14 protein-coding genes and 1 pseudogene are annotated in these 16,472 nt (G+C 56.4%); 3 read left to right on the forward strand and 12 right to left on the reverse strand.

Going from position 1 to position 16,472, the window contains the following annotated elements; translation table 11 throughout:
• Positions 1-102: 102 nt before the first annotated feature.
• Complete coding sequence (locus tag V1566_RS15180) at positions 103-1,581, forward strand: PLP-dependent aminotransferase family protein (protein ID WP_395303862.1); 1,479 nt, start codon at positions 103-105, stop codon at positions 1,579-1,581.
• A 27-nt stretch (positions 1,582-1,608) separates the two neighbouring features.
• Here the strand turns inward: V1566_RS15180 and V1566_RS15185 are convergent, their stop codons facing one another.
• Positions 1,609-2,244, reverse strand: coding sequence for a helix-turn-helix domain-containing protein (locus V1566_RS15185; protein ID WP_395303863.1), 636 nt, complete (start codon positions 2,242-2,244; stop codon positions 1,609-1,611).
• 121 nt (positions 2,245-2,365) lie between these two features.
• Positions 2,366-3,697 carry a 2-hydroxycarboxylate transporter family protein gene (locus tag V1566_RS15190; protein ID WP_395303864.1) on the reverse strand — a complete coding sequence of 444 codons (1,332 nt, stop codon included), beginning with the start codon at positions 3,695-3,697 and terminating at the stop codon, positions 2,366-2,368.
• Between the two features lie 405 nt (positions 3,698-4,102).
• Between V1566_RS15190 and V1566_RS15195 the strand changes: the two genes are divergently transcribed.
• Together V1566_RS15195 and V1566_RS15200 are read left to right on the forward strand one after the other, a co-directional pair.
• The gene (locus V1566_RS15195; RefSeq protein WP_024909596.1) at positions 4,103-5,050 is read left to right on the forward strand and encodes an AEC family transporter; all 948 of its coding nucleotides are present in this window, start codon (positions 4,103-4,105) and stop codon (positions 5,048-5,050) included.
• 32 nt (positions 5,051-5,082) lie between these two features.
• Positions 5,083-6,768, forward strand: coding sequence for an NAD-dependent malic enzyme (locus V1566_RS15200; RefSeq protein ID WP_395303865.1), 1,686 nt, complete (start codon positions 5,083-5,085; stop codon positions 6,766-6,768).
• 45 nt (positions 6,769-6,813) lie between these two features.
• On the opposite strand, the gene V1566_RS15205 is transcribed toward V1566_RS15200, so the two are convergent.
• The 10 genes and pseudogenes from V1566_RS15205 to V1566_RS15250 all read right to left on the reverse strand — a co-directional run bounded on the left by V1566_RS15205 (position 6,814) and on the right by V1566_RS15250 (position 16,445).
• Entirely contained in the window at positions 6,814-7,815 is a 1,002-nt protein-coding gene (locus tag V1566_RS15205; RefSeq protein WP_395303866.1) for a Kdo(2)-lipid IV(A) acyltransferase, read from the reverse strand.
• Between the two features lie 194 nt (positions 7,816-8,009).
• On the reverse strand, positions 8,010-8,240 hold the full coding sequence (gene pptA, locus V1566_RS15210; RefSeq protein WP_023335848.1) for a tautomerase PptA: 231 nt from the start codon (positions 8,238-8,240) through the stop codon (positions 8,010-8,012).
• Positions 8,241-8,277: 37 nt separating this feature from the next.
• The gene (locus tag V1566_RS15215; protein WP_395303867.1) at positions 8,278-8,895 is read right to left on the reverse strand and encodes a glutathione S-transferase family protein; all 618 of its coding nucleotides are present in this window, start codon (positions 8,893-8,895) and stop codon (positions 8,278-8,280) included.
• A 41-nt stretch (positions 8,896-8,936) separates the two neighbouring features.
• Positions 8,937-9,824 carry a transporter substrate-binding domain-containing protein gene (locus V1566_RS15220; RefSeq protein WP_395303868.1) on the reverse strand — a complete coding sequence of 296 codons (888 nt, stop codon included), beginning with the start codon at positions 9,822-9,824 and terminating at the stop codon, positions 8,937-8,939.
• Between the two features lie 9 nt (positions 9,825-9,833).
• Complete coding sequence (locus V1566_RS15225) at positions 9,834-10,607, reverse strand: amino acid ABC transporter ATP-binding protein (RefSeq protein WP_023335851.1); 774 nt, start codon at positions 10,605-10,607, stop codon at positions 9,834-9,836.
• Entirely contained in the window at positions 10,591-11,517 is a 927-nt protein-coding gene (locus tag V1566_RS15230) for an amino acid ABC transporter permease (protein WP_395303869.1), read from the reverse strand. Before V1566_RS15230 ends, V1566_RS15225 begins: the two co-directional genes overlap by 17 nt.
• Before the next feature lie 9 nt (positions 11,518-11,526).
• Complete coding sequence (locus tag V1566_RS15235) at positions 11,527-12,036, reverse strand: GNAT family N-acetyltransferase (protein ID WP_395303870.1); 510 nt, start codon at positions 12,034-12,036, stop codon at positions 11,527-11,529.
• Between the two features lie 9 nt (positions 12,037-12,045).
• Positions 12,046-14,309, reverse strand: a pseudogene (locus V1566_RS15240) (NtaA/DmoA family FMN-dependent monooxygenase).
• Positions 14,310-14,325: 16 nt separating this feature from the next.
• Positions 14,326-15,447, reverse strand: coding sequence for an amidohydrolase (locus V1566_RS15245; RefSeq protein ID WP_395303871.1), 1,122 nt, complete (start codon positions 15,445-15,447; stop codon positions 14,326-14,328).
• Positions 15,444-16,445, reverse strand: a complete 1,002-nt coding sequence (locus tag V1566_RS15250) for an LLM class flavin-dependent oxidoreductase (RefSeq protein WP_395303872.1) — start codon at positions 16,443-16,445, stop codon at positions 15,444-15,446. Before V1566_RS15250 ends, V1566_RS15245 begins: the two co-directional genes overlap by 4 nt.
• Between the last annotated feature and the right edge of the window lie 27 nt (positions 16,446-16,472).

Below are 16,472 nucleotides of genomic sequence, written 5' to 3' on the forward strand. Positions count from 1 at the left end.
TTGCCCCGCCAATTCTCGCCATCAAGGCAGACCAATTTTTCATCCTGCTGCGTGCAATATTGCTTTAGAATTAAGAGACGCAGAGGGAAAGTGGACAACATAATGTTTAAGCACGCACAGCTTGAAACGGTTAAGGCATGGATTATCGACCCCGCTAACGGATCGCTACCGCTTCATGAAAGGATCCAGAGAGCAATACGGACGCTGATACTGGAAGGGGTATTGTCTCACGGTAAGGCCCTTCCTGCTTCACGCGCGCTGGCGGCTTCTCTCAGCGTTTCCCGGGATACCATAGAAGCGGCCTACTCCAGCCTGCATGCCGAAGGTTTTATTGAGAGACAAACAGGCAGAGGGAGTTTTGTCTCTTCCAGCGCGCGTTTTTTAAAACCCCGCCCCCGACAGCCTCAGCCAACCGCTGATATACGAAAAGCAAAACTCAGCGTCCGGGGAAAGATCGTTTATGAAAGCGGCGGGATCCGCGAGTTTTCCGCCCCTCGCCCCCTTGCGCCCGGCATTCCTGAAACCCGCATGTTTCCCATTCCGATCTGGGAGCGTCTTCAGAGACAGGTCATGAAGGAGTTTCAGCACCAGGCGTTAGAGCAAAGCCCACCACAGGGTATAGAGCGCCTGCGACGGGCCATTGCGGAATATGTCAACCTTGAGCGCGGGACGCGTGCGAGGGCAGAACAGGTTATCGTGCTGACAAGTTCTCAACAGGCGCTCGCGCTCTGTTCCCATGTGCTGATGGACGCCGGGGATGGCATTGTCATTGAAGATCCCTCCTACCAAGGGGCACACAAAGCGTTCAACGCTGCAGGACTTCGCTGTATTCCGGTTCCTCTTGATGAAAAAGGCATCTCGGTTGACGGTCTTAATTCTCTGACCGAGCCAGCCAGGGCGATCTACCTTACGCCGTCTCATCAGTACCCTACCGGGGTGACGCTCTCTCTTGACCGACGACTGGCAGTTGTTAAATGGGCAAACCGTTACGGAGCCTGGATCATCGAGGATGACTATGACAGTGAGTTTCACTACGAAGGTAAGCCTATGGCCAGTCTTCAGGGGCTTGATACGTACAACCGGACAATTTATATCGGCACGTTCACCAAGTCTCTTTTCCCCGGGCTGCGTATTGCCTACACCATCGTTCCCTCAGAATTGATAGAGCCCTTTACCATGGCGAGGACGTTAATGGATGGCCACACCGCCTCAATAACCCAGCTGACGCTGGCTAAATTTCTGGAGGGAGGCCATTTTGGCGCCTATGTTCGAAAGATGCGGAGTATCTACGTTGCTCGTCGCAACACGCTGGCAAGCATGATAGAAACGTATCTTTCCGAGTATGTTGCCTGTGAAACGCCAGCCGGGGGAATGCAAATGCCTTGTCACCTGAAGCACGGAATATCCGAGAAAGAGATAGCCACCGCCGCCCGCCGCGCGGGTGTTGATATACTTGGGCTTACCGATTTATATGCAGGCTCCCCCGCGTCCACCGGTTTTTTAATGGGATTTGCCGCTTACACGGAGAGAGAAATAGAAGACGCTGTAAAAAAATTGGCCGCAATTTTCCGTCATGTTTGATGCCGTCGACCGGTCAGCGGCGAATACTCATTCCGGGCGAGCAAGGCTATAAACAGGGATCCGCCGGCTGGTCTTTGTAAGCGTATCGAAGACCTCGGTCTCAGACGTCACAATCCTCACGCCCATTTTCCTTAACCTCTGTACATCCGCCGCGATGCGCTGAATGCCAAACCAGAAAAGCCCGTCGAGTGCCGTTACCGCTAACCCATTTTCCAGCGCCAGCTTAAGTCGTTCGCGGGGGGCTTTAACCTGCTGGGCTATTTGCCTGTAAGGTAATTCATTACATCCCGTCGCGTCACTGCGCTGGATCCGCGTTTTCAGCTGATAGGTAAACTCGTCAGGTATTCCGTCGAGATCCCTTTTAAGGCTATAGACGCAGCCAAAGCGCTTGCCGTTAAAGAGAACATTTTTCTGACTGAGCTGCAGCTCTTTTCTGACAACATCTATCAGCTGGGGCGTACGGGTAAGAAGCAGCCTGAAGGGCAGCTCGAAGCTGGTGACGTAATCCACATTAAGCAACGCGAGGCGCAACCGCTCCTCTGCACCGGACTTTTGCTCACGACACTCCTCCATCACCTCTGCCCACTGGCGCGTCAGACGCTCCGGCTCGGCGGCTTCGGTAAGGAGATATTTTTCAATCTGATAATCAACTCTTCCGGTCATCGTGTGGTATCCCGTCGCTGTGGATGCGGTAATTCTATACAGTACGGTGATATTTATAAAGGACTGAACCGCAGCGACATCCTGAAAATGTCGTTGCGATTCAGTATCCTGACGTTTTGGATCAGCGCGCCATAATCCAGCCCATCAGCAGGGTGGCGAAAATCACCGTCGACGCGCCGCCGATGCGGGTGGCAATCTGCGCGAACGGCATGAGCGACATCCGGTTAGACGCGGACAAAATGGCCACGTCTCCCGTTCCGCCCAGCCCGCTGTGGCAGCAGGTCACAATGGCCGCTTCCACAGGATACATATTCAGACGCGACGCGATAAAGTAGCCGCTCAGCGCCATCGCAATCACAACCGAACCGCATACCACCACGTATCCCACCGAGAAGACCGACACCACGCTCTCAAGCGGCACGTATAACATCCCGAGGCCGATCATCAGCGGCCAGACCAGTGCAGCCGAGACGAATTTATAGCAACTGTGCGCGCCCTGCTCCATTGAGGCCGGGATCACCCTGAAGTATTTACACAGAACGGCAATCAGGATCATCAGTACCGGGCCGGGAATGTGTACCAGTTTTTCGAACAATCCGCCGACGATGAAAAACGCGCACACCATCAGCAATCCGCCCCCCATCAGATGAAAATCCGTCTGCTGCGTGCTTTGCGCCCCGGCAAACAGGCTGGCGTCGTCTTTACTCCGCGTGAGCATGCCATTTCCCGAAAGCGCAGGACGTTTCGCGCCGAGACGCGCCAGCGAGCCCGCACAAATAATGGCGAAGATATTCCCGACGACCGCAGCGGGTGCCAGCTGCGCAACGTAGACGTCCGGCGTCTGCCCCAGTATTGCCGAATAGGCCAGGGACAGCGGCAAAATCCCCTCGCCAATCCCGCCGCCGATGATGGGCACAATGATGAAGAAGAAGGTGTGGTAAGGCGTATAACCAAACAGTGAGCCCACAATGAGGCCGCTCAGCACGGCCATGCATGTTCCCGCCACCAGCGGAACAAACATGCGCATCATCCCCTGGATCAGCAGCACCCGGTTCATCCCCAGAATGCTGCCGACCACCAGGCAGGCGATGACGAAATAGAGCAGATTCGCCTCTTTCATCAGCAAATGCACGGTATCAAGGGTATGTTTCCCGAATACGCCAAAATAGACCAGCACGGAGGGCACCATCAGGCACAGGATAGCCGGGCCGCCGATATCCTTCAGCACCGGGATTTGACGCCCCACTTTGGCAAACGCGAAACCGAGGGTCATGATGACCGCAAGACCACCTATCATATTTTTCGGCAGCAGCCCTGCCCAGGCGGATGTCGCCACAATGGTGGCAATCCCGACGAACAGCATCAACGGGACCGTGCCCACCTCGGTATTGTTGAGCCCAAAGGCAAAACGCGAGGTAGACAGCTCAGAAGTCGGTACAGGATTATCTTTCATATAATCACCTGAAAATTGTGTTCGGATATACAGAGAAAGGAATAACTGAAACTATTCCTGATACGAAAAAATGTTCTTAAATATAAATAATGACGTAGATGGCCTTTTCTAAAAACAGGCTCAATGTGAAATTATCACGGGCGTACCGGGAGAAATGTGAACAATTCGGCTATTTGTCTTTAAATAACTTAATTCAGAGTTAAGTAACTAAAGTTATTTATGGCGACTCATGTCGCTTTCTTGCGTCTTATCAATTTTTAACGAAAGCATTACTTATCCAACTAATGCAATCTTTTTGAAATTAATAAAACCAGAGAGAGTGTGACCCTTGTCACTCCTGCCCTGCTAGCTAAGCGCTAGATTAGCGCTGCAATAAAACACATAAAATACCCTACAGGAAATACTATGCCTTCATTACTATTACAGTCACTGTTTCCGCTCGTCTTTATAATGTTACTTGGATGGCTAAGTGGAAAGCTGGGATATTCCCGGCGTGAAGATGCAAACGTCATGGCAACCGTGGTGATTCGTTTCGCTCTTCCTTTTCATCTTTTTATTGGTGCATTGCATACCGATCCCAATAAAATTAAGAACCTGACCTTTATGGCCGTTTTGGTCGTCGGTTTAATGGGGTCGTATTTACTGACGCTATTTATTTCACGCTACGTTTTTCGCCACGATATCAAAACCAGCGCCATTCAGTCTCTGGTTTGCGCCTTTCCTGATATGGCCTACTTTGGCGCACCGGTCCTGGCGGTATTGATTGGGCCGGAAGGATTTATCGGTGTGCTGATCGGCAATATTATTACCAGCGTTATCATGATCCCCCTGACTATCGTCCTGATTCGTATGGGTGATAAAAACGGACATGATGGCCTGGAGGCGCTACACCCGGGCGCGATGATCGTGCAAAACCTCATCAAAGCGGCACGCAATCCTATCGTCTGGATCCCGGTCTCCGGCGTCTTGCTCAGTCTGGCCGGTGTGCAAATCCCTTCTATTCTCAGCATGCCTATTGAGATGGTTGGAAAGGTTTCCGGCGGACTGTCCCTGTTTGCCCTCGGCCTGCTGTTTTACGGTGAGCGTCCAAAACTGAATGTGCAGACATTTACCAATATCAGTATTAAAAACCTGATTCAACCGGCAATGATGGCCGCCGCAGGGATCGCCTTTGGCCTGAGCCATACTTTACTGCAGCAGGTTGTGATTATTGGCGCAACGCCTTCCGCTATTGCCGCGGGGATGTTTGCTTTACGCAGCGATACCTATATTGATACCGCATCCTCTTCCATATTAATTGGCACTGCCGTCGGGGTCGTGACCGAAGGCATTATGATCTATTTCATCTCTTAATCTGTTTTATTTAAAAAATTCAGGAGTTAATCATGTCCAGGAAAGAAGTTCTGTACACCCCCTATAACGGGGCCGTATTGCTGGAAAACCCGCTGCTCAATAAAGGACTCGCATTTATTAAAGAAGAACGTGACAATTTTAATCTGCATGGATTATTGCCGCACAACGTTGAAACCATTGAAGAACAAACCGAGCGCGCCTGGGTGCAGTTCTGCCATTTTAAAAGCGATATTTCACGTCATGTTTACCTGCGAAATATCCAGGACACCAATGAAACGCTCTTTTATAACCTCTTGCGTTTGCATCTGAAAGAGACGTTACCGATTATCTATACCCCGACGGTCGGTGAAGCCTGCGAGCATTTCTCCACGATTTATCGACGCGCGCGCGGCCTGTTTATTTCATGGCCTAACCGCCATCGTATTGATGAGATGCTGCAAAGTTTTTCGCGCAACGACGTTCGCGTGATTGTGGTGACGGACGGGGAACGTATTTTAGGGCTTGGCGATCAGGGTATCGGCGGAATGGGCATCCCAATTGGGAAGCTGTCGCTGTATACCGCCTGCGGCGGGATCCATCCGGCCTCCACCCTGCCGATTATGCTGGATGTCGGCACCAATAATCAGCAGCACCTCGACGACCCGATGTACATGGGCTGGCGTCATCCGCGCATCAGCGACGAGCAGTATGCTGAGTTTATGGATATGTTTGTCAGCACCGTTAAAGCGCGCTGGCCCAATGTTCTCCTGCAATTTGAAGACTTCGCGCAGAAAAACGCCACCCGACTTCTCCAGCGCTACCGCGACCAGCTGTGCTGCTTCAATGATGATATCCAGGGCACGGCTGCCGTCACAGCCGGTACGCTGATGGCGGCGGCGCATGCGGCGGGCACGCGCATTCGCGACCAGCGCGTGGTCTTCCTGGGCAGCGGTTCTGCCGGATGCGGGATAGCTGAAAAAATTGTGGCGCTGATGGTGGATGACGGCCTGACCGAGTCCGAAGCGCGCAGCCGGATCTTTATGGTCGATCGCTTCGGCCTGCTAACCGACGACATGACGAACCTACTCGATTTCCAGAAAAACCTGCTTACCGCGCGCGACGCCGTTTGCAGCTGGCAGGTAGACGCGAAGAACATTTCCCTGCTGGACGTGGTGAAGAACGCGCATCCCACGGTGATGATCGGCGTTTCAGGCCAGCCGGGGCTGTTCAGCGAAGAGATTGTAAAAGAGATGCATCGCCACTGTCCGCGCCCAATCATCATGCCGCTCTCGAACCCGACCTCGCGGGCGGAAGCCCAGCCGCAGGATCTTATCGCCTGGACCCAGGGTGCCGCGCTGGTGGCCACCGGCAGCCCGTTCGCCCCGGTATTCTGGGAGAATGAACACTACGAGATCGCCCAGTGTAATAACGCCTATATTTTCCCGGGCCTGGGGCTGGGCGTCCTGGCCTGTAACGCGCGCCGGGTGACTGAAGAGATGCTGATGGCAGCAAGCCGCAGCCTGGCCGCGCAGTCTCCGCTGGTGACCACGGAAAAAGGCGGATTGCTGCCGCCGGTAGATCAGATTGAAACGGTCTCACGCCAGATTGCCGTCGCCGTCGCCCGAGCCGCGATTGAACAGGGCATGGCTCCGGCGATAGATGATGAGACGTTGATGGCGCGTATCGAGAAGACCTGGTGGCAGGCGGACTATGCGCCGTACCGCAGGTCTGCGCTGTAAGCCTCGCGCCTGCCCTCACTGCACGGTGAGGGCAGGATTGCGGCCTTAGTGCTGGACGCCCGACCGGTCGGAAAGATCGGCGGCGGACAGGATATCAGCCCGTGGTGCCACGCTCTTGCGGCGGGCATACCGGTCAGACTGACCTTCAGGACGCGTTTTGAAGCGCCGGTGCAGCCACATATACTGTTCTGGCGCCATTCGTACCGCCTGCTCAATCGCCCTGTTCATTTGCGTCGCAACTGATTCTTTATCTCCCCCCTGCAGCGCCTCGCTGATATCCTCCAGAATAATCAGTTCGTAGCCGGTGCCGTCCGCCCTGCGGCGCGGCACAAAGGGAATGACAGCAGGCTTAGCGCTTTTGACCAGCATATAGCTCCCGGCGGTCGTGGCGGCATCCGGAACCGCAAAAAACGGCACAAAGACGCTATTGGTTTTGCCATAGTCATGGTCCGGGGCGTACCACAAAATCTCATTCTGCTTCAGCGAGCGGATCATCCCCTTTAAATCATGACGATCGAGCATGGTTTTATTTGAGCGCAGGCGTCCGCGCGTCTGAAGCCAGTCCAGCAGCGCATTATTGTTGGGACGATACACCCCAATACCGGGGTTAAGCATGCCAAATATCCGCGCGCCCAGCTCAAGGGTGAGAAAATGCATGCCAACGAGCACCACGCCATTGCCCTTTGCCCGCGCCTTTTCCATGTGCTCATAACCCGTCACCGTAAAGCATTTCCGCACCCGCCATGCAGGCCAGAACCATGCCATCCCGGTTTCGATTACCCCCATTCCTACCGATTCAAAATTACGCTGCAGCAGAGACTCGCGTTCATCCTTTTTCATCTCCGGAAAACAGAGCTCAAGGTTGCGGCGGGCAATCTCGACGCGGCGCGGAAGCAGGCGCATTGCCAGTCGACCAAGGCCATGACCGATGCTGAACAACAGCGGATAAGGGAGCAGCATGACAAGCCACAGCGCGGCAATGCCGGCCCAGCTTAGCCAGTAACGGGGATGAAGAAAGGTGAGTGAAAAACGGGGTAATTTTGTCATGAGAAAATTATCCTTTAACGTGTCTGTCCTTAACTGATTCTGTTGGAGATCTTTCCTAAGGATTGATGGGCTGTCAGTCAGAAACGTAAAGTGTAACGGATAAGACAAAACGCATTTTTATCGATTTTTGCGAAAAGCGGGAAGACGAGGCGGGGAAAAAACCGGGAAGGAGCGATCCCCCCCGGCAATTGCGCTTACATTGAATAGCCGGGCTTTTTAATTAACTCGTCCAGCTTCGGTCCTATTTCGGTATCCCAGACCTGTGCTTTCCAGTCCTCCTGGTTCACCTGATTCAACGCAACGGACACGGAACTGTCTTTGCTGTTGAAATGGCGAATAATGACCTCAGCAATATCCTCGGCCAGTGCGGTTTTTTGTTCGTCGTTCAAATCGCGGGGAAAACATTTGATATCTACGTGTGGCATATGCAGGCTTCCAGTTGTGAGTCATGGCTCCACGTTATCAGATAATACCGTTGGCCTTTAACACCTTGTGCAGTTCCGGCAGCTGACATACGGTATCTGCGATGACCGTCAGTTTCGGCGTATTGGTCGCAAACCAGTCATGGCGTGGCCCCCAGGTTCGCGCCACCGCGATATACACATCCAGCAGCGTCAGCCGTTCACCCAACGCAAACGGGGCAGCCTTGAGCTGAGTTTCGAACCACAAATAGAGGGACTTCCGGTATTCGATGCAGTTTTTCTGCAGCTGTTCCGGCACGTCCGGCACCCAGCGCTCGGGATAGTCCGCATACGTAAACGTGGGATAGACGTTGGCCACAAACCAGATCAGCAGACGCTGAAACTGCTGGCGTTCGGCCTGCCCCACGGGCGGGGCGAGATCGGGACATCTGTCGAGCACCATCAGGGCAATCGCCGCCGTTTCGGTCATGATGGTGCTATTTTCCAGCTCCAGCGTGGGTACCTGACACAGCGGGTTGAGCGTTTGCAGCAGCTCACGCTGCGGGCCGGGCTGGTCAAACCCGTCCACGTTGATAAATTGATAAGGGATATCAGCCAGGGTTAGCATTACTTCACTGATTGCTGAGCCCCAGCCAGGTACGCCATAGAGTTTAATCATGTTGCCCCCTGCGGGATGAAAACCCTAAGTGTAGAGCACCATCAGTAGGTTATCCCAGGCGGGTTGACCTCCGACTGTGCCACCGCTTCCCCCTGCTCGCCCCAGCGCGCCAGCACCTTCTGGTAATCTCCGCGCTTAATCGCGCCGTCCAGCGAGGCCTGCAGCGCGTACACCAGCTCATTGCCTTTTTTGGTGGTGGTCGCGACACAGGCTTTTTTCGGCCCTAAACCGACAACGCGGGTTTTGCCGGTGAGCGCCGCTTTGTAGGCTGAAACCGACTGAGGGCCAAAGAACACGTCCGCCCTGCCGGACTGAATATAGAGATTGCCCGAGGCATCGTCGTGGAGATAGACCGGCAGCGCGGGCGTCCGCCCCGCCTTTTGGTTCTCTTCGTTCCAGCCCAGCAGAATGCGCTCCTGATTCGTACCGGAGCCGACAATCACCTTTTTCCCTGCCAGATCTTCCGCGCTTTTGATTGACCGGATCTCGCTGGTGGATTTCACCGAAAACGCCAGCGAATCGACGCGGTAGGTCGCAAAATCAAACTTCTCTTTACGCTGTTCGGTCACCGCAATATTCACCAGCGCCACGTCGTAGCGCCCGGAGGCGATCCCCAGCGGCCAGTCTTCCCACGCCGTCGGCACCAGCTTCAGCTTTAGCCCCAGGCTACTCGCCAGCAGACGGGCGATATCCGGATCGCTGCCAATGCGCGTGCGGTTATCGCTGGCCAGCAGCGCCAGCGGCGGAGAATTCAACGCCGAAACGGCGACCGTTAGCGTACCCGGCTCCACAAATTTGTAATTGGCGGGGATCTTCGCCACGGCCTGCCGATCCACCGTCACCGGCAGCGGCTGCTCGTTGGCTTTCAAATCAATGCTGGCGTGGCTCACCGTCGTAAAGATCAGCCCCGCCAGAAGTCCATATTTCATTGGTACTCCTTATAAGACTTTGGAGAGAAACTGGCGCGTTCGCGCATGTGACGGACGGTTTAATACCTCGTCACTGCTTCCCTGCTCGACGATTTTTCCGTCGACCATAAACACCACCTGATCCGCCACTTCCCGGGCAAAGCCGATCTCGTGGGTCACCACCACCAGCGTGGTGCCGGACCGGGCCAGCTTTTTGATCACGTCCAGCACTTCCCCCACCAGCTCCGGATCCAGCGCCGAGGTAGGCTCATCAAACAGCATCACGCGGGGACGCAGCGCCAGCGCGCGGGCAATGGCAATACGCTGCTGTTGCCCGCCGGAAAGATGACGTGACCAGGCATCGGCTTTATCCCGTAGCCCAACCACGTCCAGCAGGCTGTACGCCCTTTCCACCGCCTCTTTTTTGCTGAGCTTTTTGTGCGCGATCGGCGCTTCAATCAGGTTTTCCAGCACCGTGAGATGCGGAAACAAATTGAAATTCTGGAACACGTAGCCCACGTTGACGCGCTGTTTGAGGATCTCCTTCTCCTTTAGCTCATAGAGCTTATCGCCCTGACGACGATAGCCAATGTAATCCCCGTCAATCTGGATAAAGCCTTCGTCGACGCGCTCCAGGTGATTAATGGTGCGCAGCAGCGTCGATTTACCGGAGCCGGACGGCCCGAGGATCACCGTCACGGAGCCGGGCGGGATCTCAAGCGAAACGTTGTCGAGCGCTTTATGGCGGCCAAAAAATTTGCTGACGCCGGTAATCGAAATATGTCCTTCAGGAGAGGCTTGCATGGACGGGCTCCTGTGCTGGCGTGGTGGTGACAGAACGGGTACGACGGGTGGCACGGTTCTGGTTAACCGCAGAGCGGCGTTCGCTGCGGGCAAGCGCGCGTTCAACACCATACTGGATAGCGGACAGGACGGTGGTGATCGCCAGGTACCAGGCGGCACCGACCATCAGCAGCGGGATCACCTCCTGCGTGCGGTTGTAGATCATCTGGATGGTATAGAACAGCTCCGGCATCGCCAGGACGTACACCATCGCCGTGCCCTTGGCGAGGCTGATGATTTCATTGAAGCCCGACGGCAGGATGGTGCGCAGCGCCTGAGGCAAAATGATGCGCACCGTGCGGCGCCAGGCCGGCAGGCCGAGCGCGGCGGCGGCCTCGTACTGCCCGTGATCGACCCCGAGGAATCCGCCGCGAATGATCTCGGCGGTATAGGCGCTCTGCACCAGGGTTAGCCCCACCACGGCGGTAGAAAACTGCCCCAGCACGTTGATGGTTTCAAAGCTGCCCCAGGTGATGCCGGTGAACGGCACGCCGAGAGAGAGCGTGTCGTAGAGATAGGAAAAGTTGTACAGGATGATCAGTACCACAATCAGCGGCAGCGATCGAAACAGCCAGATGTACCCCCATGCCAGGCTGCTCAGCAGCCACGACGAGGACAGTCTCGCCAGCGCCAGCATGCCGCCCAACACCACGCTCAGCGCGGTGCCGATCAGGGTCAGCAGCAGGGTCTGCCCTACGCCTTCAAGGATCACCGGGTCAAAGAACCAGCGGGCGAACACCGCCCACTCCCAGCGCGGGTTAAAGGCCACGGACTGAATCACGACCGCCAGGACAAACAGCGCCACCGCGGCGCCGACGGTCCGCAGCGGATAACGCGCCGGGACCACCTTAATGGTTTCAACGTTGCTCATCGTCGTTCCTCATGCGGTTTTACTGAACGCTTCGCGTACCAGCGTTTTAGTGAAGCGCAGCCGACCGTCAAACGGCGGCTGGCTGTACTCTTCCGGATCCCGGTGCAGATCGAACTGCGGCTGATAGCCCTGGCTGAGGTAGAGCCTGACCGCTTCCGGCTGGCGAAAACCGGTTGTCAGGTAGATTTGGCTATAGCCTGCCAGCACCGCCCTGCGCTCAAGCTCCTGCACCACGCGTCCGGCAAGCCCCTGCTGACGCAGGGTTTTGTCCGTCCAGATGCGTTTGATTTCCGCGGTGCGTTCGTCGAAAGGTTTGTACGCGCCGGTGGCGATAATCTTCCCGTCGCGCTCCAGCACGATAAACAGCCCCTGCGGCGCTAAATACCACTCGGTGAGTTCAACTTCCGCGTCCTTAGAGAAGTAGTCGCCATAGCGGGCGGCATATTCACCGAACAGCCCCTCAATGATGGGCTGAAGCTCGGCATCTTCCGGGGAAACATCACGAAATCGTTCGCTCATTACGCCTCCTTAATCGCCCAGGCCAGCCGGGTTCACTTCTGACTGAGGAATGCGCTCAACCCCTTCCCCCCAGCGGTTCAGCACTTTGTCGTAATCGCCGTTTTTGATAACGCCGTTCAGCGCGGTTTGCACCGGCTCAACCAGCCCACTGCCTTTTTTCAGCGTCACCGCAATGTGCGCCGCCTTCGGCCAGCCGCCGTCGACGCTACCCACCAGTTTGGTTTTCCCGTTCAGCGCGGCCTTCCAGGCACCAATCACGTTCGGACCAAAGTACGCATCCGCACGTCCGGACTGCAGCGCCAGCGTTTGTGCCGCATCGTCTTTGGTATAGATCGGGGTAAAGGGCTTCAGCCCCTTCTTCAGGTTTTCGGCATTCCATGCGAGCAGGATGGCCTCCTGGTTAGTGCCGGAGCCGACGATAATCCGCAGCCCGGCGATGTCCTCAGCCTTCTCAAGCGACTTGATCGGGCTGCTTGATTTCACGTAGAACCCGAGGGAATCTTTACGGTAGGTGGCAAAGTCAAACTTCTCTTTACGCTCTTTGGTGACGGTGATGTTGCTGATGGCGGCATCATATTTCCCGGAGGCCACGCCCAGCGGCCAGTCTTCCCAGGAGGTCGGCACCACGTTCAGCTCCAGCCCCAGGCTGTCAGCGACCAGGCGGGCGACGTCCACCTCACTTCCCAGCAGCGTTTTGTTGTCATCGGAAAACACCGTTAGCGGCGGTTGATTGAGGCCCGCCACCGCCACGGTAAATTTCCCCGGCACGGCGAAGCGATAGTCTTTCGGCAGCTGTGCCACCGCATCAATGTTTTTAGCGGTATTAACCGGCGTTTTATTGGCCTCGATGCTCACGCCGGTGCCGTTAATATTCACATTCTCTGCCCAGACGGCAGGGGTAAAGGCCAGCGCGAGCGCCAGAATAAGCGATGTTTTCTGCATAGCGGTGTTCTCTTTTATTGTTGTGTGAACTGGTTTTTAGGTTGGTCTAAGCCGAGGCTTTCGCGCAGCGTGGTGCCCGGGTAGTCGGTACGGAACAGGCCGCGGGCCTGTAAAACAGGCACCACCTGGTCAACAAAGCGCGTGAAGGTGTCCGGCGTACCGCCCTGGATGATGAAGCCGTCTGCGGCATAGCCTTCAAACCAGGACTGCAGACCGTCTGCCACCTCTTCCGGCGTACCGGAAAAGCGCGGGCGCGGTGATGCGGCTTCAAGGGCCACCTGACGCAGGGTTAAGCTGCGCTCGCGGGCATTGCGCTTAATTTCATCGGTGGTGCTGCGGAAGCTGTTTTTGCCTAAGTCGCCGATATCCGGGAACGACTCGTCGAGCGGATACTGGCTGAAGTCGTGATGTTCAAAATAACGTCCGAGGTAGTTGAGGGCATCGTTAATCGACACCAGCGCCGCCGTGGTCTGGTACTGGTTTTCCACGTCGTCGGCGTCTTTTCCCACAATCACGCTGACGCCCTGGAAAATATGTAAATCTGACGCGCGGCGTCCGTTAATTTCCAGCTGCTGCTTCACGTCGCGGTAAAAGGCTTTTGCCTCATCGAGCGTTTCGTGATGGGTAAAAATGGCGTCGGCGTGTTTCGCCGCCAGTTTTTTCCCGTCGTCCGACGCGCCCGCCTGAAAGACAATCGGTCGTCCCTGTGGCGTACGACCAATATTCAGCGGCCCGGCGACCTGGAAAAAATCACCGTGATGATCCAGGGTGTGAAGCTTTGACGCGTCAAAGAATTGCCCGCTCTCTTTATTACGTACGAACGCATCACCTTCCCAGGAATCCCACAGCCCTTTCACCACGTCGAGATACTCATCCGCAATGCGATAGCGCAGCGCATGCTCGGGGTGTTTTTCACGGGAAAAGTTCTTCGCCGACCCTTCCAGCGGCGATGTCACCACGTTCCAGCCCGCGCGTCCGTTGCTCAGGTGGTCGAGGCTGGCGAACTGGCGCGCCGTGGTGAAGGGCTCGCTGTAGGAGGTCGATAAGGTTCCCACCAGCCCCAGGCGCGAGGTGATGCTGGCGAGCGCGGATAACACCGTCAGCGGTTCAAACCGGTTTAAAAAATGCGGGATCGATTTCTCGTTTATATAAAGACCGTCGGCAACGAATAAAAAATCGAGTTTGCCCTCCTCCGCCTTTAACGCCGTCGCTTTGACGAAATCAAAATTGATACTGGCATCGGCGACGGCCTCAGGGTGACGCCAGGCGGACATATTTCCGGATGCACCATGCAAAATGGTCCCCAGCCGCAGTTGACGATGTGCAGACATATTCACCTCTTAAGAATTAAACGTGTTGCAGGGCTTTTTCCGCAAGCTGTGCAAAATAGCGGGCAGCGGGCTCAATTAAGGCTTCGTCCGGGTTAAACGCCGGGTGGTGTAAACCAAACGCGCTGTTGCTGCCAATGCTGACAAACGCGCCGGGAATGGACTGCAAATAGACCGCGAAATCTTCCCCGCCCATATGCAACTCGGCGTGCCGGGTTTCGTATCCGGCGTCCCGGGCAACCGAGGTGGCGAAATCGGCCCAGCGTTCATCATTCACCAGCGCGGTGGGCCCGGCATACCAGGTGATATCAATCTGCGCGCTGAAGGCGCTGGCAAACCCGGCGGCGATTTCACCCACGCGAGCTTTCACATTCTGCTGCACCTCCGTGCGATGGGTGCGCAGCGTGCCTTCCAGCTCGACGCTTTCCGGCAGCACGTTCCAGGTGTTACCGCCTGCAATGCGCGTCACGCTCAGCACCACCGAATCCAGCGTATTGACGTTGCGGCTGGCAACGCTTTGCAGCGCCGTCACCAGCTGGCTCGCCAGCACAATCGCGTCGTTGCCTTCGTGCGGACGTGCGGCGTGCGCGCCCTTTCCGGTAATGCGAATCACGAAGCGATCGACGTTGGCATAAAACGGCCCGCCGCGGGTAGCGAACTCACCGACCGGCAGGCCGGGCTCGTTGTGCATACCGAAAATCGCGCTGACATCGCGTAAGGCACCGGCGCGCACCATGCTCTTCGCACCGCCAAAGTTCTCTTCGGCAGGCTGAAACAGGATCCGCACCCGGCCGTTAAGCGAGGCCTCTCGCTCTTTCAGCTTCAACGCGGCGCCGAGGATGACGCTGGTGTGGATATCGTGTCCGCAGGCATGCATTACGCCTGCACGCTGCGAGCTAAACGGCACGCCGCTGCGCTCTTCAATCGGCAGGGCATCAATATCCGCCCGCAGCGCAATCAGTTTATTGCCCGAGCCGATTTCCGCCACCAGTCCGGTAGACAGGTCGTAAGGCTGCGGGGTAATCCCGACATTCGTCAGCCACTGGCGCAGGCGCGCTGTGGTTTCAACTTCCTGGCCGGACAGTTCCGGGTTCTGGTGCAGTTCGCGACGCCAGGCAATCAGCTGTTCGCCAAAACTCATACGGTGACCTCCCTGTTAAGACGCGCCTCGGCCAGCAGGCGCAGCGACGCGACGCGCGTTGCTCCCTCCGCTACCGGCGTGTCGATGATAAATTCGTCAATGCCCCACTGCTGGTGCAGCGCGTTAAGCTGTTCCAGTACCGACTCAGCCGTACCGGCAAGCAGCGACTGCGCCCGGCGTGCAATGCGTACCGGCTCGCTGCCCGCCTGACGCGCAAAGGCGTAGGCCTGCTCTTCGCTGGCCACGGTGACGCGCTGGCCGTTTGCCAGCTCAACGCCCCACACTTCGACCTTTTGCGCCAAAGCTTCTGCCTCGGCCTGCGTCGGCGCGACAATCGCCTGTACCGCCACAATCACGTCCCGCGTGCTGCTCTTACGCCAGGTCGATACCACCTCGCGCAGCAGTTCCGGGTCACCGTTCAGATGCGCGGCAAAAACAAAGTGCCAGCCGAGCCTGGCGGCCAGCAGCGCGCTATCGGTACTCGCGCCCAGCAGAAAACGTTCTGCAGGCGACGGCGGCAGAGGCGTGGCGCGGACGGCATCCTCAGTTGACGGATGTTCAGGACGGATCCAGCGATCGAGCTGGGCCAGCTGTTCGGCAAAGCTGCCCTTTTCCTGCTGATTCAGCCCCTGCTGCAGCGCGCGGGTTGAGAGCGGCAAGCCGCCGGGCGCTTTTCCGACGCCGAGATCCACGCGACCGGGGGCCAGCGCGGCCAGAACGTTGAAATTTTCGGCAACTTTATAAGGGCTGTAGTGCTGGAGCATCACGCCGCCGGAGCCAACGCGAATTCGTGTGGTTTGCCCGAGGATCCAGGCAATCAGCAGCTCCGGCGAGGGGCTGGCAAGCTGTGGGGTATTGTGGTGTTCGGCAATCCAGAAGCGGTGATAGCCCAGATTTTCTGCCTGCTGCGCCAGCGCCAGGGTACGCGCCAGTGCATCGGCAGCCGTTTCATTTTCAGCGATGGGGCTTTTATCCAGAATGCTGATTCGCCATGACATGTTGCGTTCTCGTTTGACTTAACATGT

It is taken from the genome of Enterobacter sp. ECC-019, assembly GCF_043974075.1.
Lineage (GTDB): Bacteria > Pseudomonadota > Gammaproteobacteria > Enterobacterales > Enterobacteriaceae > Enterobacter > Enterobacter asburiae_D.

Bases quoted from the DNA above. Each gene is read 5' to 3' on its own strand.
- V1566_RS15180 (WP_395303862.1), top strand. From the start codon at position 103: ATGTTTAAGCACGCACAGCTTGAAACGGTTAAGGCATGGATTATCGAC.
- V1566_RS15185 (WP_395303863.1), bottom strand. From the start codon at position 2,244: ATGACCGGAAGAGTTGATTATCAGATTGAAAAATATCTCCTTACCGAA.
- V1566_RS15190 (WP_395303864.1), bottom strand. From the start codon at position 3,697: ATGAAAGATAATCCTGTACCGACTTCTGAGCTGTCTACCTCGCGTTTT.
- V1566_RS15195 (WP_024909596.1), top strand. From the start codon at position 4,103: ATGCCTTCATTACTATTACAGTCACTGTTTCCGCTCGTCTTTATAATG.
- V1566_RS15200 (WP_395303865.1), top strand. From the start codon at position 5,083: ATGTCCAGGAAAGAAGTTCTGTACACCCCCTATAACGGGGCCGTATTG.
- V1566_RS15205 (WP_395303866.1), bottom strand. From the start codon at position 7,815: ATGACAAAATTACCCCGTTTTTCACTCACCTTTCTTCATCCCCGTTAC.
- pptA (WP_023335848.1), bottom strand. From the start codon at position 8,240: ATGCCACACGTAGATATCAAATGTTTTCCCCGCGATTTGAACGACGAA.
- V1566_RS15215 (WP_395303867.1), bottom strand. From the start codon at position 8,895: ATGATTAAACTCTATGGCGTACCTGGCTGGGGCTCAGCAATCAGTGAA.
- V1566_RS15220 (WP_395303868.1), bottom strand. From the start codon at position 9,824: ATGAAATATGGACTTCTGGCGGGGCTGATCTTTACGACGGTGAGCCAC.
- V1566_RS15225 (WP_023335851.1), bottom strand. From the start codon at position 10,607: ATGCAAGCCTCTCCTGAAGGACATATTTCGATTACCGGCGTCAGCAAA.
- V1566_RS15230 (WP_395303869.1), bottom strand. From the start codon at position 11,517: ATGAGCAACGTTGAAACCATTAAGGTGGTCCCGGCGCGTTATCCGCTG.
- V1566_RS15235 (WP_395303870.1), bottom strand. From the start codon at position 12,036: ATGAGCGAACGATTTCGTGATGTTTCCCCGGAAGATGCCGAGCTTCAG.
- V1566_RS15245 (WP_395303871.1), bottom strand. From the start codon at position 15,447: ATGAGTTTTGGCGAACAGCTGATTGCCTGGCGTCGCGAACTGCACCAG.
- V1566_RS15250 (WP_395303872.1), bottom strand. From the start codon at position 16,445: ATGTCATGGCGAATCAGCATTCTGGATAAAAGCCCCATCGCTGAAAAT.